This is a genomic window from Streptomyces chiangmaiensis, assembly GCF_036281785.1.
GTDB lineage: Bacteria > Actinomycetota > Actinomycetes > Streptomycetales > Streptomycetaceae > Streptomyces > Streptomyces chiangmaiensis.
Window position 1 is genome coordinate 85802 of the sequence record NZ_JAYWVC010000008.1, and the last position, 19935, is coordinate 105736.

Here is a 19935-nt window from a genome sequence, read left to right on the forward strand (position 1 = left end):
CTAACTCCGCTTCATGACGACGCCGTCAGCCCCGCTGAGCTGTGACGAGCACCTCACCCGCGGCCGTGCGCGAGTACAGCACGGAGCGGCCCGCCCGCCGACGCTCCACCAGACGGGCGTCCAGCAGGACCTTGAGGTGGCGCCCTACCGTGCCGAGCCCCTGCCCGGTCACGGCGACCAGCTGGGTGGTGCTCATGGGCGAGTCGAGGAGGACGAGGACCGCGGCCCTGGCCGGTCCGAGGAGCGTGCCGAGGCTCGCCGGTACCGCCGTACGCGATCCCTGCGCGAGCACGCCCGCACACGGGTAGACGACGGCGTACCGGTCGGTCTCCTCCCAGGACACCCAGCCGGTCTGCGGGGTGACCGGGACGAAGAGCAGTTCGGCGCCGGAGATCTCGCGCGGGGGGTATTCGTGCAGGTTGACCTGGAGCCGGTTCCCGCCGAGCCAGCGTGTCCGACCCGGCCGCAGGGTGTCCATGGCGGCCGCCCAGCCGCCCCGGCCGAGTTGCGCGGTCCGGGCGACCACGTCGGCCTCCAGGATGCGCCGCCGCCGGTCCCAATAGGGCCGTACGGTCTCCGTCCACACATGGGTCAGGAGTTCGGCGGCGCGTTCGGGCAGGTCGTCGCGGTCCAGACGGGCGGGAAGCGGGCCGCGCAGGGAGACCCTGAGATGGGCGCGGGCCGCGGCGGGGGAGACCGCGCGCACCCGGGCGACGCCCTCCTCGAAGCTCTCCCCGTCCCTCGGGGTGGGGGTGAGGAAGTCCGCGATCCACTCCTGGCCCAGCCCGCTGCGTACGAGCAGCGCCGTGACGGGGTCGTCGGCCAGGAGCCGCCGGTAGGCGGGCAGATGGGTGTCCAGCCAGGCCCTCTCCCCGGGGTGGGAGGCCGTGCCCGCATGCAGCAGCTTCAGACTGGCGAAGACCTCGGCGAGCGGCGACACCACGAACCGGCTGCCGGCGAGGGTGTCGGCGTTGACGTACCAAAGGCCCATAACCCTCCCGACGTTTCGCGTATACGCGAAACATTAACGACCGCGCGCGGGCCCTGCTCAGACTCCGCGCATGCGCAGCTACTCCGATCTCTTCCGCACCCGGGAGTTCACCCCGCTGTTCTTGTCCACCTCCCTCCAGACGGCCGCCTCGACGGTCGGCGCTCTGGCGCTCGGCACGCTGGTGTACCGCGCCACCGACTCGCCTCTGCTGTCGGCCGTGAGCATGTTCGGCCCGCAGCTGGCGCAGGTCGTGGGCGCGACGACCCTGCTCTCGGCGGCGGACCGGCTGCCCCCGCGGGCCACGATGACCGGCATCGCGTGCGCGTTCGCGGCCGGTACGGCGGCGATGGCGGTGCCCGGCCTGCCCGTCGGCGGGGTCTTCGCGCTGGTCCTGCTGCTCGGCCTTGTCCAGTCGCTCGGCGGCGGGGTGCGCTGGGGGCTGTTGAACGAGGTGCTGTCCAAGGAGGGCTATCTGCTGGGCCGTTCGCTCTTCAACATGATGAGTGGGCTCATGCAGATCGTCGGGTACGCGACCGGCGGTGTCCTGGTGGCCGTCCTGTCCCCGCGGACGGCCCTGCTGACCGCGTCGGCGCTGTACCTGGCGGCGGCCGTGGGAATCCGGCTCGGCCTGACCCGCCGCGCCCCGCGGACCGCCGGCCGGCCCTCCGTCGCTCAGACGTGGCGCACCAACGCCCTGTTGTGGTCGTCCCCACCGCGTCGGAGGACCTACCTGCTGCTGTGGATCCCCAACGGCCTGGTCGTCGGCTGCGAGTCGCTGTACGTCCCCTTCGCACCGGACCGCGCCGGTGCGCTCTTCGCGTGCGCGGCGTTCGGGATGTTCGTGGGGGACGTGACCACGGGCCGCCTCCTTCCGCCCGCCCTGCGCCGCCGCCTCAGCATTCCGTTGCTGCTGCTCCTGGCGACCCCGTACCTGCTGTTCGCGCTGCGCCCCGCCGTGCCGGTCGCCGCGGTCTGCGTGGCCGTGGCCTCGATCGGTTTCAGCGCGAGCCTCGTCCAGCAGGAACGCCTGATGACCCTGACCCCGGACGAACTCGCCGGACACGCCCTCGGCCTGCACTCGGCGGGCATGCTCACGATGCAGGGCGCGAGCGCGGCGCTGGCCGGAGCGGTGGCCCAACTCACTGCGCCGGGCGTCGCGATGACGGTGATGGCGGCGGCGTCGGTCGGGGTGACGCTGACGCTCTCGGCCCGGCGCCGGCACTCGCGCGACGGCCTGGCCGCGCTCGCTGCCGCGGGTGCGAAGAGCGGGGGGTGAGGCCGCACGTCGCGGTGCCGGGGACCGTCCCGTTCCGGGCCGAAGGGGTGGGGTCCCGGACCGCGAAGGTCCGGGACGGGACCGCCTGGGCCGTCACGCCTCGTTGCCGTGCGGCTCGTTCGCAGGCGACGGCACGACCGCGGTGGACAGCCGCGGGTCCGCGGACGGCTGCGCCTGCGGGGCCGGGCCGCCGTCTCCCTGAGGCTTCGGTGCTTCCTCGTGGCCGAGCTTGCGCGCCGCCCTGTCGAAGTACCGCAGCAGTTCCACCGGGAACGGCATCACGAGCGTCGAGTTCTTCTCCGCGGCGACCTCCACGACCGTCTGCAGAAGCCGGAGCTGCATCGCCTCCGGAGTGTCCGACATGATGCGCGACGCGTTGGCGAGCTGCTGGGCCGCCTGGAACTCGCCGTCGGCGGTGATGACCCGGGCCCGCCGCTCGCGCTCGGCCTCGGCCTGCCGCGACATGGAGCGCTTGAGGGACTCGGGGAGCTGGACGTCCTTGATCTCGACGCGGTCGATGTGGATGCCCCACCCGGCGGCCGGGCTGTCGATCATCAGGGCGAGCCCTTCGTGCAGCCGCTCACGGTCGGACAGCAGATCGTCGAGGTCGCTCTTGCCGATGATGGACCGGAGCGAGGACTGGGCGACCTGCCCGACCGCGAAGACGTAGTCCTGGACCTCGATGGCGGCCTTCACGGGATCGATCACCCGGAAGTACACGACGGCGTCGACCTTGACCGAGACGTTGTCCTTGGTGATGCCTTCCTGAGTGGGTACCGGCATGGTCACCACCTGCACGTTCACCTTCCGCATCCGGTCGGCGAACGGGATCAGGAACGTGACACCCGGCTGCCTGTGGTGCGACTGTGCCTTCCCCCAGCGGAACACGACCCCGCGCTCGACCTGGTTGACCACCCGCATTCCGCTGCGCAGCACGAGCAGAGCCAGCACGACCACCAGGACGACCGCCACGACGGTGCCTTCCATGGCACTTCACTTCCCTTACAGGGTTTTCGAAGAGAGACATCCAAGTGGACACCGCGGAACGGATCACCGGATGCGGGCGGAGCGTCATGAGTTCGTCAAGAAACGAGGCCCCGACGGCACGATCACCGTCAGGGGCGGGGAACGGTCCCGCCGTCCTGATCGGCGGGCCCGTGGGTTTGACGGCGCCGAAGGGATGGGGTGTGGTGGAGGTATCCCGTCCGAAGGACATGCCGTCCAGGGCCGCCGACGACGGCGGCACGTCCACGGCATTCCGGCCGGCGCCTTGGTCGAGAAGTGACCTCACCAAAAGCACCGGGCCGCGGACGACGCACCACAGCTGATCGGAACACCCTTGGATCCCGCTACCACCACCCGGACCGTCGTGGCCGGGCGGGTCCAGGCCGCCGACGGGTCGGCCATGAGAGCCTGGGTCCGTCTGCTCGACGCGGGGGGAGAGTTCGTCGGCGAGGTGGCCACCTCACCGTCCGGCGAATTCCGCTTCGACGTGCTCCCGGGGCACTGGGTGCTGCGGGCGCTCTCACCGCTCGGTGTCACGGAGATGCCGGTCGAGGCGGAACCGGGCCGCACCGTCCAGGCCGAGCTGCGACTCTGCGAGCGGCTGCCCGAACGTCTGGAGATCATCCAGATCTCCACCCTCAGCCTCGGCAACCGGAGCTACCTCATCACCGACGGGACGGTCGCGGTCGCCGTCGACCCGCAGCGCGACGTGGAGCGGATCGTCAGCGTGCTGGACTCCCGCGACCTGCGGCTCGACACGGTCGTGGAGACCCACCTGCACAACGACTACGTGACCGGCGGTCTCGAGCTGAGCCGCCGCTTCCGGGCCAGGTACGTGGTGCCGGCCGGGCCGAGGCTGGCCTTCGACGCCGTCCGGGTCGCCGACGACGACCGGCTGTCCGCGGGGGAGCTGCGGATCCGGGTGATCGCCACGCCCGGGCACACCGATCACCACGTCGCCTATGCCTTCGCGTCCGCCGACGGGGTGCCCCGGCTGGTGTGCACGGGGGGCTCCCTGCTCTACGGCACCACCGGACGTACCGACCTCATGGGCGTCCAGTCGACCGGGCCGCTGGTCCACCAGCAGTACCGCTCGGTCCGCCGCCTGGCCGAGTTGCTGCCGGACGACACCGTGGTGCTCCCGACCCACGGCTTCGGCAGCTTCTGCGCCGCGACGACGGCGGGCGCGGTGCAGCGGTCCACGATCGGCCGGGAGCGGCGGCTGAACCCCGTCTTCAGCCAGGCCGAGGAAGCCTTCGCGACCGGAACACTGGCCGCCCTGGAGCCGTACCCCGCGTACTACCACCGCATGGCGTCGATCAACGCCGCCGGGCCGTCGCCGCGGGACTCGCTCGCCCCGCCCAGGCCGGCGGATCCGGCCGAACTGGCCGACCGGATCATGGCGGGCGAGTGGGTGGTGGACGTGCGTCCGCGAGCCGATTACGCCTCGGTGCACCTGCCGGGCACCGTGAACATCGACGCTTCCGGATCGCTCGCGACCTACCTCGGCTGGCTGGTGCCGTTCGACTCTCCCCTCACACTCCTCGCCACCGGCCACGACGAGCTGGAGGCGGTCCGGACCGAGCTGCTGCGGATCGGCTTCGACCGCATTGCGGCCGCCGCCGTCGGCAGCCCGCTCGAATGGGCGGGTCCACAGCGGCTGGCTGCTTACCCGCGAGCCGATTTCGCCACCCTTGCCCGGGTCCGGCCGGGGCGACCTGTGGAGGTTCTGGACGTGCGCGGTGGTCGTGAGTGGCGCTCCGGCCATCTCCCTGGCGCCCGCCACGTCCCGCTGCCCGAGCTGCCCCACGCCGTCACATCCCTGCCGGATGCGGAGTACTGGGTGCACTGCCGCAGCGGCTTCCGGGCCGCCATCGCCGCCTCGCTGCTCGCCGCCGCCGGACATCAGGTCGTACTCGTCGATGACGCCGTGGAGAACGCGGGGCCCAAAGTCGGGGAGCAGTAGCGGATCGAGCCCCGTCGCGGCAGAACTGGAGCGAGTCGAAGCCGTCCCGAGAAGAGCTGTCACACCGTCCTGGTGAGTCGTTCGGCATGCCGGCCCTCGTCCTCGCGGACCGGGCCGGGCCGCGTGCCGCGGAGCTGCCACCGCGTGTGACGCCGTCCGGGCCCTCGAAACCTACCGGTCCAGGGCATGGTCGAAGCCCGGGACGGACCTCGCGCGGGACGGTCCGGTCAGCCGCCCCTTTCCCCCGCAGGTCGACCTCGCGCTGACCGAACGCGGACGCTCGCTGCTCCGGGTCGTCCGCGACCCGGGCCGGCTCTCGTGACGCCCATGTCCGGCCTCGGCCTCATCGGTAGTCCTCCGGGTGGCCCTGCATCCAGGCATTGATCTTGTCCCGCGTGCCCGTGAGCAGGTCCTGGTGCTTCTTGAGGTTCTCGAAGGAGCGGTCGTCGCCCAGTTCGGCCCGCAGTTTCGTGATCCAGGCGAGGGGTTCCTCGAAGTGGGGCGGACCCTGGGGATCCGCCTTCATCGCCTCATCGAGGCTGTTGAGCTCGTCGAGCACCCGACCGAGGAAGTACTCGCAGTTCCCCGGGGTCGTGCACCCGTCGTTGTAGGTGGCCTGAAGTCGAGCGAACACATCGCGGACCTTCTCGACTCCCGGTGTCGGTTCTGCCGTGCTCTCGGCGGTCGGCTCCTCCGTCGCGGGGGCTGCTGCCGTCGTGCGGACATCGAGGGCGGGCGACTTCCCCTCGCTCGAGGTCGTCCCTGAGCTCCCGGAGCAGGCGAGCAACAATGACGCCAAGGCCACGACGAGCGTGGAGGCGCCGAAGGCGTGCCGTGTGCGCATGCTGATCATGCCGCGTACGACTCCTCAGCGGGCTCACTGGTTGCGCTGCCCGGCACGGCACGACGCGCATCCGCCCCGGAGCCACCCCTGTTGACCGCGGTGGCCTCCCGCATCCGGCACGTCCGTGGCGCGCGACTCGTGCTACGCCTTGTCACGGCCGTCGCCTTCGCGCAGACGGGCCAGCACCACCGGATCGATCTTGCCGGGAACCAGGCGGTTCTCGAAGTTCTCCACCCCGGCCCACATGTCCAGCGAGGCGTAGCCGAGCGCGGTGACCAGGTTGTGGACCTCTTCCTTCAGCTTTCCGGAGAGGTCCAGCAGGGTGTCCGGGTCGGGTGTGCCGAACAACAACTCGTGAACGTCGAGCAGGCGCCGCAGCTCCCCGACCGGGTCGGCATGGTCGTCCACCCGCAGATCGCAGGCGACGTCGCTGCCGCCGCCGTATCCGGCGCCCGGTGACACCACATACAGGGCCGTGCTCTGGCGTCCCCGGCGGTCACCGCCCGCGGCGTCGCCCGCCGCCAGCACCGAGACCAGCCGCCGGTCGAGTGCCACCTCCGGCGAGGACAGCCAGGCCGACTCCATGGCCTCGATCACCTCAGGGCCGGCGAGGATGTTGCCCTGGATCGCATAGCCGTCGCCTGCCGTCCCACCGGCCCAGTCCAGACACTCTTCGCCTGTGTACGTCACTCCGGGGCCTTCGGGGCCGACGATCCCCAACTGACGGTGCGCGCGCTCCCGATCCGTGGCGACGAGACCTGCCACCACGTCCGCAGGCTGCAAGCCCGTACGCAGCAGCGCCAGTCCCTGGGGGAGATAGCGGAGGTTGGCCGCCGCCTGGGTGGCCACCGCCCCGACACCGGCCTCCGCGGCCGGCACCACGGCGCCGACCGCCGGAAACTTGCTCGCCACCGCTATGCCGAAGGCCGGACCGGACCGGGCCACGATCGAGAACGTCATGGGACAGGACACTAGAACGGGTCCGAACACCGGCACCAGGAGCCGGGGCGGACATCCACGCCACCGAGGTGCTGAGCGAAGCGGCGCACGGCATCGGTGGAGGTGCCGGGATCCTCGGCAGGTGCGAAGTTGCGGATCACCGTGACGATCGGCGAAGCGACCGGCTGCTTCGTGCCCCGTTCGCAGCGGCCGGCTCTGTACGGTGCTCGACTCATGACCGCCGACCCTGTCCACACGTGGGCGCGCGTCGACGCAGCTCGCCGCGCAGGGCCGTCACAAACGGGGAGGCTGTCTTGTCCTAGCTGTGGAAAGCCCCTGTTTGGAGGATTACATGAGCACTGAGGCTGCACACCTGCCCCCAGGCATTGAGATCGTCGCGACCCTGCCGGAAGCGACGGCCGGGATCCCGGCCGGCGCCGAGGCCAGGACCGTCCGGGTCACTCTGGCCCCTGGTGACCCCGGCGCGCCGCCGCACCGGCATCCCGGTCCGCTCTTCGGCTACGTGACCCAGGGCGAGATCCTCTTCGAGCTGGAGGGGCAGCCGCCCCGGGTGCTCAAGGCCGGTGACGCCGTGTTCGAGCCCGGCGGCGAAGTGATCCACTACCAGGGCGGCAACAACCTTCCTGACGCCGAGTCGCAGCTGGTGGTGACCATGTTCGCGGCGCCGGGTACCCCGGTTCTGACCGTGGTCAGCGCGGAGGAGCTGGCCGAACGACGACACCTGCGGTTTACCCAGCCTTGATGACCACCAGTACTCCGGATCTGCCTTTCCGCCCTGACCGAGCAGCAGCCGGCCGCCGCCGGGGACGCTACTGAGGTTTTCGGCTCGGGTTGACGTCGTGTCCGGGCTGGGACGGGTCGGTCGCGGCGATGAACCCGTCGAGCAAGCCGGGCCGGTACTGCATGCGCATGAGGCGAGTGCGGGCCGGCCCGGCGAGCTTGATCCAGCAAGGAAAACGAGGAGGCGAGCAACGCGAAGACTGCGCCGGCGCTGGAGGAAGACGGCGACACCGTACGGCTCAGGCCCGACCTCCCCGGACTGGACGTGGCCGCCGAGTAGGGCGACTCAGTGCCTGACCTGCGGGAACGTCGGTGGAGGCGCGCCTGATGCTGATTTTCACGCGCCGCTCACGTGCATGGCCCGGTGCTCTCGGGGCAGCGAGCGAGGTCGGGGCGTGCGATGACGCTGCCGAGATCGCTGCTCGTCTACAGTCCCTGTCCATGACTCCTATAGACACCATGTTCGAACTCGCCGTCCGTCGACGTGGCAGAGGTTTCCACTTCCACTACTTTGGCGGATCGGGTTGGGTGGTGGGGCTGCTGTGTCTCATCGTGGTCGTGGCGCTTGCCACCTGGTGGCAGATCGCGCGGCGTAAGGGCCAGTGATCGGGCTACGCGGGGCCGGCCGGCTTCAGCCACAGAGGGGTTTTCTGCTGTCGCCCGCATGCACGCAGCGCGCGCCCGCCGCGTGCCCGCACCGCGCGCGGGCCTTGATGAAGTCGGGGAAGCAGGGACAGTGCTTTCCCGGTCGCGTCCCCTCTGGTTGTCTTGTCCCGGTTGATGCTTGACGCCGACCTGGGGGCTCTATGCAGCCCGCCTGGTCCCTGGCGGAGATGCGCCGCGTGCTGCGTCCCGCCGGCCTGCTGCTGAGCACTCGCCCCTACGACGACCTGCTGCGCAACCGCCCCGCTTCAACGCCTCCACAGGTCCACCGGCCCGCGGACGGGGGTGAACGGACCGTCACCTTCCAGCTCTGGCACCGGCACGAGGACGGCGAACACTACGACGTGGAGCACTTCCAACTACATCCGACCGGCGGAGAATGGCGCGTCAAGGTCCGCCGGACCGTCTACTGGGCGCTCGGCCGAGACCGGCTGGCCGGCCTCGTGACCGATGCGGGCTTTGTCGATCCCGAGTAGTGGCGGATGCCGCAGGAGACGTGTTTCTTCCAGCCGCTGCTCGTGGCACACGCCGGCAAGTAGGTGACTCCACCGTCTTGCGGACCGTTGGCCACGACACTCAGGGGGCGTTCCAGTCGTCAGCGGCCATGCACGTGGATGTCAGAAGTGGATGTCAAAGACCCCGGACCATGATCGGTCCGAGGTCTTTTGGCCGGTGCCCCCGGCACGATTCGAACCTGCGACCCCCGCTTTGGGCGAGAGACTTGGACGTCGGGCCCATGACCTGCCGTTTCGCCGGCGAGCCAGGGGGCTCGGATTCACCCGCCAGCCACCCAGCTTTTATCTTGACATCAAGATTCTTGCCGGGGCAGGGTACCCCTTGATCACTTCGATCGTCCGCCTCGAGAGCGGCTATGGGTGCTGAAGCAACATGACCGCCGCTGTGCCTCGCGTACGTGGGATCAAGGAGAAAGCACATCGCCGACGTCAGCGAATTCATGAGCATTCCCCCCACCACCCTCGCCGACCTCCTGGGACGCGAGCAGGTCATGGACATCGGCATCCGCCCCCTGTGGTCGTCGATGCCGCGTCAGGCTGGCCCGGCCTTCACCGTGCGGTGCCGCCCTGGCGACAACCTCATGGTGCACGCCGCCATCCACCGCGCGGAGCCGGGTTCGGTCATCGTCGTCGAGTCAGGCGACGTCGACTACGCACTTGTCGGGGGTAACGTCTGCGCCGTCGCCCAGCGTCGAGGCATCTCGGGATTCGTGCTTGACGGGGTGATCCGCGATGTCGCAGAGGCGCGCGAGATCGGCTTTCCCGTCTTTGCCCGAGGGGTGATCCCTGTCCCCGGGACCAAGACGGCCGTCGAGCCGCTGAATCTCCCAGTCCGGTGTGGCGGTGTGAAGGTGGACCCCGGCGACATCGTGGTGGCCGACGAAGAGGGCCTCGTGGTCGTTCCCAACGCCCGCCAGGAGGAGGTGCTCCTCGCGGCCCGGGCAAAGCTCGCCAAAGAGGCAGACGAATCCCTCGAGGCTTGGGAAGAGGCCCATCGAACCCGTATCAACAAGATCCTTGATGAGAACGGATTCCAGGGGTGACCGACGCCCCGGCCCGAGAGTGAACGATGGGCATCTCGCCTCGGCCGATTGGTCGCCAAGTCTTGAAAACCGTCGTGGCGCGAGCCACCGCGGGTTCAAAGAAGCGCCACCTCGACGCCCACGCCGGGCCTGACCGTGATGATCACGTCTTCCTCGGTCCCCAGGGCGGTCGGCTCCGACGCAGCAACGTCCGCGACGACTGGATCAAGGCCAGGAAGAAGGCGGGGATCGCCGCAGACGTGCACTTCCACAATCTTCGGCACAGCGGCAACACCCTCGCCGCGCCCGGCGCGAGCCTGCGTGAGCCGATGACCAGGATGGGGCACAGCACGCCTCGGGCGGCACTGATCCATCAGCACATGGTCATGTGGCGGCGGGTTCCCGGCGCCCGGCGAGGAGCATGGTGATCATGGAGCGGGCGGTGGCCCGGAGCCGCTCGGGGTCCTGGTAGACGCGCTCCATGACGACGGTGCCACGGGTCATGGTGACCAGGACCCGGGCCGCCTCGGCGGGCGGGACGGTGAGCAGACCGGCCGCGTCCGGCCGGGACAGCCGCTCGGTCATGGCGGCCTCGAGGCGGTCGAGCATGCCGCGGATCGCGGCACGGATCGGCTCCGCGTCGGCCTGGGTGTCGGTGGCGGTCTTGGTGGACAGGCAGCCGCGCGGCGGGGTGCCGCGGGTCATGGACTCGATGGTGAAGTCGAAGAAGTCCTCCAGCGCCCGCCGGACGTCCGGCTGGTCCAGGGCGGCGCCGGCGTCGGCGATGAAGGCGTCCGCGTAGTCCCCGAAGACGCGCAGGAACAGCGATTCCTTGTCCTGGTACGCGTTGTAGAGCGAGCCGCGCTGCACGCCCGTGGCGGTCGCCAGGTCCTGCATGGAGGTCGCTCCGTAGCCCTGGTGCCAGAAGACGTCCAGGATCCGGCCCAGGGTGTGCTGCTCATCGAACTGCCGCCGTCCAGCCATGCGTCCACACTAATTTATTTTTGACGCCATCGTCAAAGTTTGCAACGCCGTCAAGCATGACGAGGTTGTGGGCCATGCCCTGACTTGCCGTGCCCGGGCGGAAAGCCGACACACACATGCGCACCACACCCTCCCGGACCCGCTCCCTGGCACGCCATCGCGGCGGGCGCGAGCGCGAGCTTCGTCGGCAGCGGCCTGGCCCGCTTCGCCTACACGCCGCTGCTGCCGGAGCTCATCAACGCCCACTGGTTCTCGCCCTCGGCCGTCGCCTACCTGGGCGCGGCGAACCTCGCCGGCTGCCTCGTCGGCGCCCTGGTTGCCCCCGCCGCGTCGCGCGGCGACTCGAAGACCGACGGGCACTGCGCTGGATGATGGTGCTCGCCCCGGTGGGCCTCCTGGCGTGCGGCGTCCCCGTCTCGATGGTCTGGTTCTTCGGCTGGCGCCTGGTCTCGGGAGTGGCCGGCGGCGTGATCATGGTGCGCGTCGCCGGGGCCGTGCTGCCCCACCTGCGCGGTGAGCGCCGGGGACCGGCCGGCGGCGCGATCTTCGCGGGCCTGGGCCTGGGCATCGCCGCCTCGAGGACTGGTGGCACGGAGGCGTAGTCCACGCCCTGGGCGAGGAGTTCGTGCCCCCGGTTGAGGGAGGCCCAGTTGCCCACCGGACGCGCCGTCACCGTGATCTCCGGCGGCAACCTCGGACGGGCTATGCGGCGAGTGTCGCCAGCGTCTGCTGGGGTGCGGTGAGGATCGAGAAGTGGCCTTGGCCGGGATGGATGTGAAGGCGTGCGCCCGGTATCGCCGCGGCGAAGCGGTGGGCGTGCTGGAGTGGGACGGTGGTGTCGGCGTCCCCGTGGTGGATCGACGTGGGCACCCTGATCGACTCGAGGTCGAAACCCCAGGGTCGGGTCAGCACGCGCAGATCCTGCCCGACTCCCCAGCTGCCGCGGTGGAACGCTCGCAGGTAGTTGGTCAGGAAGGCCGCGCGCGCGTCCGGCTGGGCGAGGGTACGCCGGTCGCTGGCGGGCATCTCGCTGGTCGCCAGGCGAAGGAACAACCCGGGTGCCCGGCGCGCCAGCGTGGCCAGGCGGCCCAGACACCAGCCACCGAAGGCCGGAGCGTGCCGGGCGATCTGCAAGGACGCGCGCTGCCCGGCTGCCATCCCGCGGGTGGGCCAGGCAGGCGGGCCAAGGGGCGCGATGAGCAGCAGGCTGCGGACGCGGTCAGGCAGCTCCGACGCACATGCGGCCGCGAACGCTCCGCCGCCCGAGATGCCGAGCAGCGCCACCGAGCCGACGTCCAACGCGTCCAGGACCAGGGTGGCTTCCGCAGCCCAGTCCACGACCCGCGGCAGGCGACGGGCGTCGGTGCCGCCGATGCCGGGGCGATCCGGGGCGATGAGGCGCAGTCCTAGCGCGTGGGCCGCGCCCGCGAAGCCGTACGCGGCCAGCCGGGAGTCGGCCAACCCGTGGCAGAACAGCACCGCAGGCGCGTCCGGCTCGCCCACCACCTCGACCGCGATCACCCCGCCGTCGGCTCGACACAGCTCCACTCTCATATCGTCTCCCGTGACCCTGATCCGAGAGCTGCCCGAGCGGCTTTCCAGAGGGTTTGCCGGTAGCCCGGCTGGGAGCCAGGGGCTCGGCGCTGCCGTCTGCCACTGGCAACGGGTGAAATGAGGGCCCCGGACGGTTCGCATGCCTGGGCGCCCCGTGGCGGGTGCCCAGCGCTCCGCTGTTTCTCCCGGTCCACTGCGTGCCGCGAGCACCCGGCGCCACACCAGTTCCCGTACAGCCGCAGTCCGATTCAAAACCTTGTCCCGGGGTGGCGTCAGCGGCCGTTGGAAGAGGGCGCCGGACCGCCGGTGAGGTAGGTCGACTATGCGCACGAGGGCGAAGCCGGCCGCCTTGTAGTGGCGATGCAGGCTCGGGTTGTCCTTTGGACGAGGAATGGCTCGGACCATGGTCGCTATGCCGGCGGCAGCAGTCCGTGCAGGACCAAGGCCGACAACGCGTCGGCCATGCCGTTCCGGTCGCGCGACGCGGTCGGTGGGGCGGCGGGGTCGAGCCGGTCGGCGATCGGGTCCTGTGTCAGCGCCAGTGCCGGGCCGACGATCGCGAAATAGAGAATGTGCGGGGCCACGCGCGGGATGCGCCCTGCCTCGACGAGAGCCGTGATCGTCGGTGTGATGCTGTCCCAGAACGGCTGCACGAACCGCTGGTGCAGATAGTCCAGGCGGTCGGAGTCGCGAGTGGACTCATCGGCGATCAGCCGGCTGAGCTGTGACGCGTTTGCCGACATGCGGTAGAGCTGGCCGACCGCGTTTCTCAGCCGTTCGTCGTCGTCGCGGTACCGCGCCAGCAGCGTGTCGCGCTCGGCCTGGACGCCCAAGAGCGCGAAGTCCACCACCGCGCGCCAGAAGCTCGCCTTCGACCCGTAACGGTCATTGATGAAGTTGTGGCTGACGCCGAGCCGGCGGGCCAGCTCCCGCACGGTGGTCGCGTCGTAGCCGAGCTCGGCGAACGTGTCGAGTCCCCGGCGGAGGATCTCGCTCTCGTCGAGCTGCACGGCAGCGTTCTTCCGTCGCGGCTCCATTTGACACCTTTCAGTTGGTTCGTCCGGGCCCAGGCACCGTGCGGTTCGATGGGTCCCGCCTGCTTGACACCTGTCAGAAGCGACGTAGTCTGACAACTGTCAGAAGCTTACCCGGGAAATCCGGGTCACACGAAGAGGTCGCTCCATGACACTGCACAACAAGGTCGCACTCGTGACGGGAGCCTCGCGGGGCATCGGCAGAACGATCGCGGAACGCCTGGCCGACGACGGGGCCGGCGTGGTCGTCAACTACTTTCCGCCGGAGCGTCAGGACGCCGAGGACGTGGTACGCGGCATCCAGCGGGCCGGCGGCACCGCGGTCGCCGCGCCCGCCGACATTGCCGATGCCGCGCAGTTGCGCGGGCTGTTCGACGTCGCTGAGAAGGAGTTCGGCCACCTCGACATCGTGGTGCTCAACGCCGCCAACGTGAGCCACGGCACGATCGTCGACACGTCCGACGAGCAGTTCGACGCGATGTTCGCCGTGAACGCGCGGTCGGGGTTCATAGCGCTGCGCGAGGCCGCGATCCGGCTCCCCGACGGCGGGCGGATCGTCGCTGTCTCGGCTGGGCTGACTCGGATGCCGCGTGCCGGAACCGGCGTCTACGCGGCGAGCAAGGCCGCTGTCGACCACCTGGTCCGGGTGCTGGCCCACGAGGTGGGCGCCCGCGGCATCACGGTCAACAGCGTGCTGCCCGGCGCTGTCCTGACGCAAGCGCTGCTCAACGCGGGGCAGGCAGTGATCGACGCCGAGGTTGCGAACACGCCGCTCGGCCGGGTCGGGCAGCCAGAGGATATCGCCGACGTCGTTCGCTTCCTGGTCTCCGAGCAGGGCCGCTGGGTCACCGGCCAGACGATCGGCGCCGGCGGAGGCATGTTCTGACCCGCTGCGGACTCCAGTCGATCTTGGACTTATCGCGGCGAACCAGGAACGGCTGATCGCTGGCGAACTGCAGATGGCCGACGTGCGGTCCCAGGTGGCGCTGTCGCCGTTCACCGGCTACGAGAACTTCAGCGTCTGCAAGCCCAACCAGTTCCAGCGCGACGCGCTCAACGCCGCCCTCGACCAGGTCGTGGCATGGAGCCACGCCCTCGCACCGCTGCGTGCCAAGTGATCGCCCGCAAGGGCGCCGACAACCAGCCGGACCCGACCACTCTTACGTCGGTTCCACCGACTCCCGTTGGACAATGCGCGGACTCAAGGACAACGTTGCCATCGTCGCTGGTGCGGCCCCGGGCAACATCGGCGGCGCGACAGCGATCCGCCTCGCCGAGGAAGGCATGCTGGTCGTCGCGGCGGATCTGAACCAGGCCGCCGCCCAGACCGTGGTCGACGAAATCATCGCCGCCGGCGGAACAGCCGTGGCGCGAGGCTTCGACATCACTGACGAGCAGTCCTACCGGGACCTGATCAGCTTCACCGTCGAGCGGTTCGACGGCCTGCACGGCCTGTTCAACGTGGCGGCGGATCTCTCGCCGCAAACCATCGGACGGGACTTTGAAAGTGACGTCACCTCGGTGCCGCTCGACGTCTGGCAGCACACGATCGACGTCACCCTCACCGGCTACATGTACGGCATCCGGCACGCCCTGCCGATCATGATCAAGCAGGGTTCCGGCTCGATCATCAACACCATGTCGAGCTCGGTCTGGATGGGCGAGGCCGACAAGGTCGCCTACCAGGCAGCCAAGAGCGGCCTGGTGGGCCTCACCCGGCACACCGCGACCCTCGGCGGCAAGCACGGCGTCCGCACCAACCTCGTATCACCCGGAGTGATCCTCACCGGCACCGCGCTCAAGGCCACCACCGAGGAATACCGGGAGCAGATACTTGCAACGGTACGTTCGCCGAGGCTGGGAAAGCCGGAGGACCTCGCCGCGATGGTGGCGTTCCTCTTCTCCGACGACGGCGCCTACATCAACGGCCAGTCCCTGCTCGTTGATGGCGGCGCCAACTTCACCTGATCCCCACGGGATGCCGGCACGTGCTCGATCCGAACGCGCGCCGGCATTCACTTGCCGGGGCGCACCCTGCCGGCGTCACAGCTGTACCGCCCGCAGACGTGCGAACCGATCCTGCCGCCGCTGCAACAAGACGAAAGTCAGGCCGATCACCGTCCACAACGCAAGGCGCACCTGCACCACCCTGCTCGCCGATGTAGACGTCCGTCCGAGAGTCGCCATACAGGTCCTCCGAACCGCACCGGGTTTGGTGTCGAGGGGGATGCCACGCGCTGACGGGTTCGTCGACGTGGGTTCGGTCGACTGGTACGACCACCGCAGGCTCCACGGTGAGACAGGCCACGTCCCGCCCGTCGGGTACGAGGCCAACCACTACATGGAATCCACGAAACCCCAGGTCACAACCAAGCGGCCAACCCGACCGCGTCCCGCTGCCGCCATACAAGTCGGCGGTTTACCGGCCACTTTTGATGTGCCGTCAGAGGGTCAGAGTTCGACCGTCGCCGAGAACGGCTCCCGCTCACCATCTGGACTTTGCCCTTGTGCGTTGATGACAGGCGCTGATGTCAGAGGTCAGCTACTGCTGTCAGGTCCTTGGCGTCGGAACATGAGCCGGGTCCCGCGCACGAACAGGATGAACAATGTCCGGACAACCAAGAAAACAGTGGTGAGCGCGAACACACGAGCAACCACATCGGCGATCGTGATTCCAGGATCGGGTACATCAAGGAGCCGCGCCAGCTCTGCGATCACTACGACGAGTCCGAACATGAACGGCACCCATTCCCAGTGAGTCCGTGAGCGCGACTTCACGGCGGCCTGCCGCTTGCGCCGCCACCGACGAGTTCCCAGGCTGAGGATGACGCTCAAGACCATCATCGAAACGGGTGCCCAGAGATCCCCCCAGTGAACGGTGAGCTGCACGGTTCCTCCCCCTTGCGATTCTTGAGCCCGGCCAGACGGCGGCGAGCCTATCGCGGGACCGGTGGAGTGCTCACGGTCCAGTCAAGCGCCCCAAGTGCCAGTAGTAGCCGAAGAAGTGAAGGGCCGGGTCTCTGACCTGCGGCCGTATGACCGATCATCACTGCGCCCTGCGCCCTGCGCCCTGCGACCTGCGACCTGCGACCTGCAACTTGGCTGGCGGTGGTGGTCAGCGTCGGTCGTTGTTGAGCATCCCCGCACTGCCCAGAGACGGCACGGGCTCCGTGCTCTGCTGTCGCCGGCCTGGGGAACCGACCTTTCCGTCCCGAAGCAACTGGGGCGGTCGTGTGACCTGCACCCGAAACGCCTGTGAGCTGCGGTGACCGTCCACGGGAGGCCGTGGCTGTCTGCCTGCGTTCTGGCCCGTTGCAGCGCAGTCAGACGCTCAGCCGTTGAGCTCGTCTACCAGTAGCTTTCATCGTGACGGGCACGACGCCACTGTGCCTCGAACTCGTCGCGGTTGATTTCCGCATCTGCCAGTTGGGGGTCGAAGAGATCAAGGGGCGGGTTGAAGGGCCAGTCATCCGGCCCGCTTCTGAGAGCGGCTCCGTCCTCGACGAGCTCCACCTGACGGAGCCTGCGGCCGTCCGGGCCAAGCTCCATCAGGTAGGTCGTCGGATCGCCGTCATCGGCGTCGTCCCATCGGCGCCGGACATACACGACGCCCCTGTCCACCAGGGCACCGAAGCCTGGGCGGCCACGTTGACCGTCACGCTGGGACCGCAATTCCTCCAGCCCGCCGGGCATAGTCGGTGCGTCGATGTCCACTTCGTTGAGGCTCCAGGCCTCAGCTTGCTCGGCCGCGTCCGGACGGGTGACGACCTCGACCTCCGCGAACGTTTCAAGAACCTCTCGCTCTGATCTCGCGTGCACCCACCACCAGACGCCGCCCATGCCGTAGTCGTGCAGGACGAGGAAGCGGTACTTGGTCGTGGCAGCAGCATCGGTCACAGCGCTGAGGCTAGTGGGGCGATGGCGCCGCTGCGGCCGTCGCAGGCGGCATCTCTTGGATGCGCTCTCCGCGAACATCGTGGGCCCTGTGACGGCCGCTGGAATCCTGGCGACAGCGACCTACGGAGGATCAACATGATCGTGGAATACGTCCGCTACCGTATCGCCGACTCCGAACGTCGAGTCGACTTCGAGAAGGCCTACGCGGCTGCCGCCGAGCGACTGGACCTCGCCCCCCAGTGCCTCGGATACGAGCTCTCCCATGGCATCGAGGAACCCGACCGCTACATCCTGCGGATCAAGTGGACCTCCGTCGAGGACCACGAGCAGGGCTTCCGCGGTGGTCCGTACTTCCCCCCGTTCCTCGCCGCGATCCGCCCCTACATCGGCGACATCGAGGAGATGAAGCACTACAAGAGGACGTCCGTGGTATCCGCCGCCGGAGGGGCAGCATGACCGAGCGTGCCGAGACCCTGTACGACGCCATCGGCGGCATCGACGCACTCCGCCGGCTGAGCCTTCTACGACGGCGTTCTGGCGGACCCGCTACTGTCCCCGGTCTTCGCGAACTTCACCCGGACGCACATCGAGCATGTCGCCGTCTGGCTCGCCGAGGTCTTCGGCGGTCCCGCGCGCTTCACCGGCGAACTCGGCGGTCACCAAGCCCTGTTGCGCGCCCACCTCGGCCTGTCGATCACCGAGGAACAGCGAACCCGCTGGATGGAGCTGATGGCCGCCGCTGCCGACAAGGAGCTCCCGGAGGACGAGCTGCTACGCCGCCAAGTCCTGGAGTACTTCGACTGGGGAACCCGGATCGCCCGCGACGTCTCGGCCGGGCCGGTCGGCGAGGACCTTGGCGACCCGGGGCCGACGCCGCGCTGGGGTTGGGACGGGCTGATGTGAGCAACGCCGGGCGTTGGAGCGCCCTACTCTTCCGATGCTGACAGGTACGCGAGGTCGGCGGAGTCTCTTCGACCACAGGGTCGCGCCGGCCTCGTCGACCATCGCCGCCCAGTGATGGCCCTTACATCGGCCGCGCCCGTCGCATCCCCGCCGACACCGTACGGGACTTCATCGCCCACGAGAGCGCAAGCGCGACCCCGACGGTGCCGGCAGCATCTGGCGGCGCAAGGACGGCCGGTACGAGGCCCGCGTGTACGTTCCTAGTCCGCTGCTGTATCGGCGATCAGTGGGCGGCGGACTCGGCGGCTGCGGTCGATTCTCCGACGGGCAAGAGGCGGGGGATGAGGCGGACGTAGGTGACCATGCCGAGGACTTCGACAAGGGTCTGGGTAACCACGACGGCCGCAGCGACGGCGAAGGTGTCTGGCAGGGCCAAGGCCAAGGGCAGCACGACCAGGGAGTTACGCGTCGCGCCGGTGAAGATGATCGCCCGCCCGGCCGGGGCTTCGAGGCGGAAGAGTCGGGCCACAGCTCTCCCGGCGAAGGCCATGACCATGAGGAACAGCGCGTAGAACGGGATGACGGCGGCTACATCGGCGAGGTTGTCACCGAGCTTGGGCACCTGGGAGGCGACGACCGTCAGCAGGGTCGCGGCCATCAGCGGCACCATCGTGGTATTCGCCCCGTCGGCGGCCTTCTGACCAGCTGGGCGGCGCACGGCCCACGCCTGTACGGCCCAAGCCAGCACGAGGGGGATGAGGATCAGGAAGGTGAAGGCTTCCGTGAACGGGCCGACCTCGACAATTTCGGCCAGGTCGGAGCCCATGAACAGGTACAGGAATCCCGGCAGCAGCAACATCTGCGCCACGAGAAGGAGCGGGGTGGCGGCCAACAGGCGATGGTTTGCGCCGCCGGCCAGCCCCGAGAAGACGATCACGTAGTCCACGCACGGGCACAGCAGGACCAGCAGGACTCCGACCCGGACGGCCGGGTCCGCAGGCAGAAACGTGAACATCGCCGCGACCACCAACGGCACCACCACAAAGTTCACCACCAGGGCAGCGGTGAGGAACCGGCCGTCGCGTAGGGACCGGAACAACTCGGCGGCGGGCACCTGGAGGAAGGTGACGAACAGCAGAGCACCCAGCACGGGGTTGATAGCGTGCTCCAGCCCGGGGCCGGCACTCGGGGCCAGCCGGCCCAGCAGACCCCCGGCGGCCATCGCCGCGAGGTAGATCGCGACCTGGTGGTGTTCCATCCGCTCGACCAGGCCCTGCGGTCCCTGCTCAGGCACCCCGTCTGCTCCCTACCACTACGTAGCGGCCCGCCCTCGTGACAGCCGCTTGTCCATCTTCACAGGTCATCTTTCGGCCCCGGCATGGGGCGTGCACTGGGTCATCCCGTCGGTGTGCTGTCCTTGTCCGCCTGGCCAAGGCGGGGCATGCCGAGATCGACGCGCCCCGAAGAGGTACGGCAGGCTGCTGAACGGCGGCGCCTGCGTACGACCAAAATCCCGGCCCCTGCGGCCACGGCCAGTACGG

General features: G+C 69.3%; 24 protein-coding genes and 1 pseudogene. 14 read left to right on the forward strand and 11 right to left on the reverse strand.

What is annotated here, in order from left to right:
- Nucleotides 1-25 precede the first annotated feature (25 nt).
- The gene (locus tag VXC91_RS04775; protein WP_329505334.1) at nucleotides 26-991 is read right to left on the reverse strand and encodes an ArsR/SmtB family transcription factor; all 966 of its coding nucleotides are present in this window, start codon (nucleotides 989-991) and stop codon (nucleotides 26-28) included.
- Between the two features lie 70 nt (nucleotides 992-1061).
- Here VXC91_RS04775 and VXC91_RS04780 point away from each other — a divergent pair, with 70 nt between their 5' ends.
- Nucleotides 1062-2267 carry an MFS transporter gene (locus VXC91_RS04780; protein ID WP_329505335.1) on the forward strand — a complete coding sequence of 402 codons (1206 nt, stop codon included), beginning with the start codon at nucleotides 1062-1064 and terminating at the stop codon, nucleotides 2265-2267.
- A 93-nt stretch (nucleotides 2268-2360) separates the two neighbouring features.
- Here VXC91_RS04780 and VXC91_RS04785 read toward each other — a convergent pair whose 3' ends face one another.
- A complete protein-coding gene (locus VXC91_RS04785) occupies nucleotides 2361-3254 on the reverse strand; it encodes a slipin family protein (protein ID WP_329505337.1) in 894 nt (297 codons plus the stop codon).
- A gap of 352 nt (nucleotides 3255-3606) precedes the next feature.
- On the opposite strand from VXC91_RS04785, the gene VXC91_RS04790 reads away from it, so the two are divergent.
- Entirely contained in the window at nucleotides 3607-5238 is a 1632-nt protein-coding gene (locus tag VXC91_RS04790; RefSeq protein ID WP_329505339.1) for a DUF1416 domain-containing protein, read from the forward strand.
- 343 nt (nucleotides 5239-5581) lie between these two features.
- On the opposite strand, the gene VXC91_RS04795 is transcribed toward VXC91_RS04790, so the two are convergent.
- The 3 genes from VXC91_RS04795 to VXC91_RS04805 all read right to left on the reverse strand — a co-directional run bounded on the left by VXC91_RS04795 (nucleotide 5582) and on the right by VXC91_RS04805 (nucleotide 7257).
- Nucleotides 5582-6091 (reverse strand): hypothetical protein, encoded by a 510-nt coding sequence (locus VXC91_RS04795; protein WP_329505340.1) that lies wholly within the window; start codon nucleotides 6089-6091, stop codon nucleotides 5582-5584.
- Nucleotides 6092-6223: 132 nt separating this feature from the next.
- A complete protein-coding gene (locus VXC91_RS04800) occupies nucleotides 6224-7042 on the reverse strand; it encodes a DUF1028 domain-containing protein (protein WP_329505341.1) in 819 nt (272 codons plus the stop codon).
- Nucleotides 7043-7053: 11 nt separating this feature from the next.
- Nucleotides 7054-7257, reverse strand: coding sequence for a hypothetical protein (locus tag VXC91_RS04805; RefSeq protein ID WP_329505342.1), 204 nt, complete (start codon nucleotides 7255-7257; stop codon nucleotides 7054-7056).
- Nucleotides 7258-7373: 116 nt separating this feature from the next.
- On the opposite strand from VXC91_RS04805, the gene VXC91_RS04810 reads away from it, so the two are divergent.
- The 5 genes and pseudogenes from VXC91_RS04810 to VXC91_RS04830 form a co-directional block, all read left to right on the forward strand.
- On the forward strand, nucleotides 7374-7784 hold the full coding sequence (locus VXC91_RS04810; RefSeq protein WP_329505343.1) for a cupin domain-containing protein: 411 nt from the start codon (nucleotides 7374-7376) through the stop codon (nucleotides 7782-7784).
- A gap of 479 nt (nucleotides 7785-8263) precedes the next feature.
- Nucleotides 8264-8428: a hypothetical protein gene (locus VXC91_RS04815; RefSeq protein ID WP_329505345.1), complete on the forward strand. Its 165-nt coding sequence runs from the start codon at nucleotides 8264-8266 to the stop codon at nucleotides 8426-8428.
- A 200-nt stretch (nucleotides 8429-8628) separates the two neighbouring features.
- Nucleotides 8629-8961 (forward strand): hypothetical protein, encoded by a 333-nt coding sequence (locus VXC91_RS04820; protein WP_408057332.1) that lies wholly within the window; start codon nucleotides 8629-8631, stop codon nucleotides 8959-8961.
- A gap of 479 nt (nucleotides 8962-9440) precedes the next feature.
- The gene (locus VXC91_RS04825; protein ID WP_408057333.1) at nucleotides 9441-10043 is read left to right on the forward strand and encodes an RraA family protein; all 603 of its coding nucleotides are present in this window, start codon (nucleotides 9441-9443) and stop codon (nucleotides 10041-10043) included.
- Between the two features lie 107 nt (nucleotides 10044-10150).
- A pseudogene (locus tag VXC91_RS04830) lies at nucleotides 10151-10450 on the forward strand (tyrosine-type recombinase/integrase); the annotation flags it as partial.
- Here the strand turns inward: VXC91_RS04830 and VXC91_RS04835 are convergent.
- Entirely contained in the window at nucleotides 10407-11006 is a 600-nt protein-coding gene (locus VXC91_RS04835) for a TetR/AcrR family transcriptional regulator (protein WP_329505348.1), read from the reverse strand. The pseudogene VXC91_RS04830 and the gene VXC91_RS04835 sit on opposite strands and share 44 nt — an antisense overlap.
- A gap of 84 nt (nucleotides 11007-11090) precedes the next feature.
- Here VXC91_RS04835 and VXC91_RS04840 point away from each other — a divergent pair, with 84 nt between their 5' ends.
- The gene (locus tag VXC91_RS04840) at nucleotides 11091-11378 is read left to right on the forward strand and encodes a YbfB/YjiJ family MFS transporter (RefSeq protein WP_329505349.1); all 288 of its coding nucleotides are present in this window, start codon (nucleotides 11091-11093) and stop codon (nucleotides 11376-11378) included.
- On the forward strand, nucleotides 11375-11608 hold the full coding sequence (locus VXC91_RS04845) for a YbfB/YjiJ family MFS transporter (RefSeq protein WP_329505350.1): 234 nt from the start codon (nucleotides 11375-11377) through the stop codon (nucleotides 11606-11608). The genes VXC91_RS04840 and VXC91_RS04845 overlap by 4 nt, the downstream gene beginning before the upstream one ends.
- Before the next feature lie 100 nt (nucleotides 11609-11708).
- On the opposite strand, the gene VXC91_RS04850 is transcribed toward VXC91_RS04845, so the two are convergent.
- Both VXC91_RS04850 and VXC91_RS04855 read right to left on the reverse strand, forming a co-directional pair.
- On the reverse strand, nucleotides 11709-12554 hold the full coding sequence (locus tag VXC91_RS04850) for an alpha/beta fold hydrolase (protein WP_329505351.1): 846 nt from the start codon (nucleotides 12552-12554) through the stop codon (nucleotides 11709-11711).
- 416 nt (nucleotides 12555-12970) lie between these two features.
- Nucleotides 12971-13597 (reverse strand): TetR/AcrR family transcriptional regulator, encoded by a 627-nt coding sequence (locus tag VXC91_RS04855; RefSeq protein ID WP_329505352.1) that lies wholly within the window; start codon nucleotides 13595-13597, stop codon nucleotides 12971-12973.
- A 145-nt stretch (nucleotides 13598-13742) separates the two neighbouring features.
- On the opposite strand from VXC91_RS04855, the gene VXC91_RS04860 reads away from it, so the two are divergent.
- The 3 genes from VXC91_RS04860 to VXC91_RS04870 all read left to right on the forward strand — a co-directional run bounded on the left by VXC91_RS04860 (nucleotide 13743) and on the right by VXC91_RS04870 (nucleotide 15562).
- Nucleotides 13743-14480, forward strand: coding sequence for an SDR family oxidoreductase (locus VXC91_RS04860; RefSeq protein WP_329505353.1), 738 nt, complete (start codon nucleotides 13743-13745; stop codon nucleotides 14478-14480).
- A 73-nt stretch (nucleotides 14481-14553) separates the two neighbouring features.
- Nucleotides 14554-14712, forward strand: coding sequence for a hypothetical protein (locus VXC91_RS04865; protein WP_329505354.1), 159 nt, complete (start codon nucleotides 14554-14556; stop codon nucleotides 14710-14712).
- A 73-nt stretch (nucleotides 14713-14785) separates the two neighbouring features.
- A complete protein-coding gene (locus VXC91_RS04870; RefSeq protein ID WP_329505355.1) occupies nucleotides 14786-15562 on the forward strand; it encodes an SDR family NAD(P)-dependent oxidoreductase in 777 nt (258 codons plus the stop codon).
- 570 nt (nucleotides 15563-16132) lie between these two features.
- On the opposite strand, the gene VXC91_RS04875 is transcribed toward VXC91_RS04870, so the two are convergent.
- Entirely contained in the window at nucleotides 16133-16483 is a 351-nt protein-coding gene (locus tag VXC91_RS04875) for a hypothetical protein (protein ID WP_329505356.1), read from the reverse strand.
- Between the two features lie 459 nt (nucleotides 16484-16942).
- Nucleotides 16943-17491 (reverse strand): hypothetical protein, encoded by a 549-nt coding sequence (locus tag VXC91_RS04880; RefSeq protein WP_329505357.1) that lies wholly within the window; start codon nucleotides 17489-17491, stop codon nucleotides 16943-16945.
- Nucleotides 17492-17626: 135 nt separating this feature from the next.
- On the opposite strand from VXC91_RS04880, the gene VXC91_RS04885 reads away from it, so the two are divergent.
- Together VXC91_RS04885 and VXC91_RS04890 are read left to right on the forward strand one after the other, a co-directional pair.
- Nucleotides 17627-17947: an antibiotic biosynthesis monooxygenase family protein gene (locus VXC91_RS04885; RefSeq protein ID WP_329505358.1), complete on the forward strand. Its 321-nt coding sequence runs from the start codon at nucleotides 17627-17629 to the stop codon at nucleotides 17945-17947.
- A gap of 93 nt (nucleotides 17948-18040) precedes the next feature.
- On the forward strand, nucleotides 18041-18394 hold the full coding sequence (locus VXC91_RS04890) for a globin domain-containing protein (RefSeq protein ID WP_329505367.1): 354 nt from the start codon (nucleotides 18041-18043) through the stop codon (nucleotides 18392-18394).
- Between the two features lie 283 nt (nucleotides 18395-18677).
- Here VXC91_RS04890 and VXC91_RS04895 read toward each other — a convergent pair whose 3' ends face one another.
- On the reverse strand, nucleotides 18678-19652 hold the full coding sequence (locus VXC91_RS04895; RefSeq protein ID WP_329505369.1) for an arsenic resistance protein: 975 nt from the start codon (nucleotides 19650-19652) through the stop codon (nucleotides 18678-18680).
- Nucleotides 19653-19935: the final 283 nt, after the last annotated feature.

Coding starts and splice junctions, on each gene's coding strand:
- VXC91_RS04795 (WP_329505340.1), bottom strand. CDS start 6,091: ATGATCAGCATGCGCACACGGCACGCCTTCGGCGCCTCCACGCTCGTC.
- VXC91_RS04805 (WP_329505342.1), bottom strand. CDS start 7,257: ATGAGTCGAGCACCGTACAGAGCCGGCCGCTGCGAACGGGGCACGAAG.
- VXC91_RS04895 (WP_329505369.1), bottom strand. CDS start 19,652: ATGGAACACCACCAGGTCGCGATCTACCTCGCGGCGATGGCCGCCGGG.
- VXC91_RS04815 (WP_329505345.1), top strand. CDS start 8,264: ATGACTCCTATAGACACCATGTTCGAACTCGCCGTCCGTCGACGTGGC.
- VXC91_RS04835 (WP_329505348.1), bottom strand. CDS start 11,006: ATGGCTGGACGGCGGCAGTTCGATGAGCAGCACACCCTGGGCCGGATC.
- VXC91_RS04780 (WP_329505335.1), top strand. CDS start 1,062: ATGCGCAGCTACTCCGATCTCTTCCGCACCCGGGAGTTCACCCCGCTG.
- VXC91_RS04825 (WP_408057333.1), top strand. CDS start 9,441: ATGAGCATTCCCCCCACCACCCTCGCCGACCTCCTGGGACGCGAGCAG.
- VXC91_RS04775 (WP_329505334.1), bottom strand. CDS start 991: ATGGGCCTTTGGTACGTCAACGCCGACACCCTCGCCGGCAGCCGGTTC.
- VXC91_RS04785 (WP_329505337.1), bottom strand. CDS start 3,254: ATGGAAGGCACCGTCGTGGCGGTCGTCCTGGTGGTCGTGCTGGCTCTG.
- VXC91_RS04800 (WP_329505341.1), bottom strand. CDS start 7,042: ATGACGTTCTCGATCGTGGCCCGGTCCGGTCCGGCCTTCGGCATAGCG.
- VXC91_RS04860 (WP_329505353.1), top strand. CDS start 13,743: ATGACACTGCACAACAAGGTCGCACTCGTGACGGGAGCCTCGCGGGGC.
- VXC91_RS04855 (WP_329505352.1), bottom strand. CDS start 13,597: ATGGAGCCGCGACGGAAGAACGCTGCCGTGCAGCTCGACGAGAGCGAG.
- VXC91_RS04865 (WP_329505354.1), top strand. CDS start 14,554: ATGGCCGACGTGCGGTCCCAGGTGGCGCTGTCGCCGTTCACCGGCTAC.
- VXC91_RS04810 (WP_329505343.1), top strand. CDS start 7,374: ATGAGCACTGAGGCTGCACACCTGCCCCCAGGCATTGAGATCGTCGCG.
- VXC91_RS04870 (WP_329505355.1), top strand. CDS start 14,786: ATGCGCGGACTCAAGGACAACGTTGCCATCGTCGCTGGTGCGGCCCCG.
- VXC91_RS04820 (WP_408057332.1), top strand. CDS start 8,629: ATGCAGCCCGCCTGGTCCCTGGCGGAGATGCGCCGCGTGCTGCGTCCC.
- VXC91_RS04845 (WP_329505350.1), top strand. CDS start 11,375: ATGATGGTGCTCGCCCCGGTGGGCCTCCTGGCGTGCGGCGTCCCCGTC.
- VXC91_RS04885 (WP_329505358.1), top strand. CDS start 17,627: ATGATCGTGGAATACGTCCGCTACCGTATCGCCGACTCCGAACGTCGA.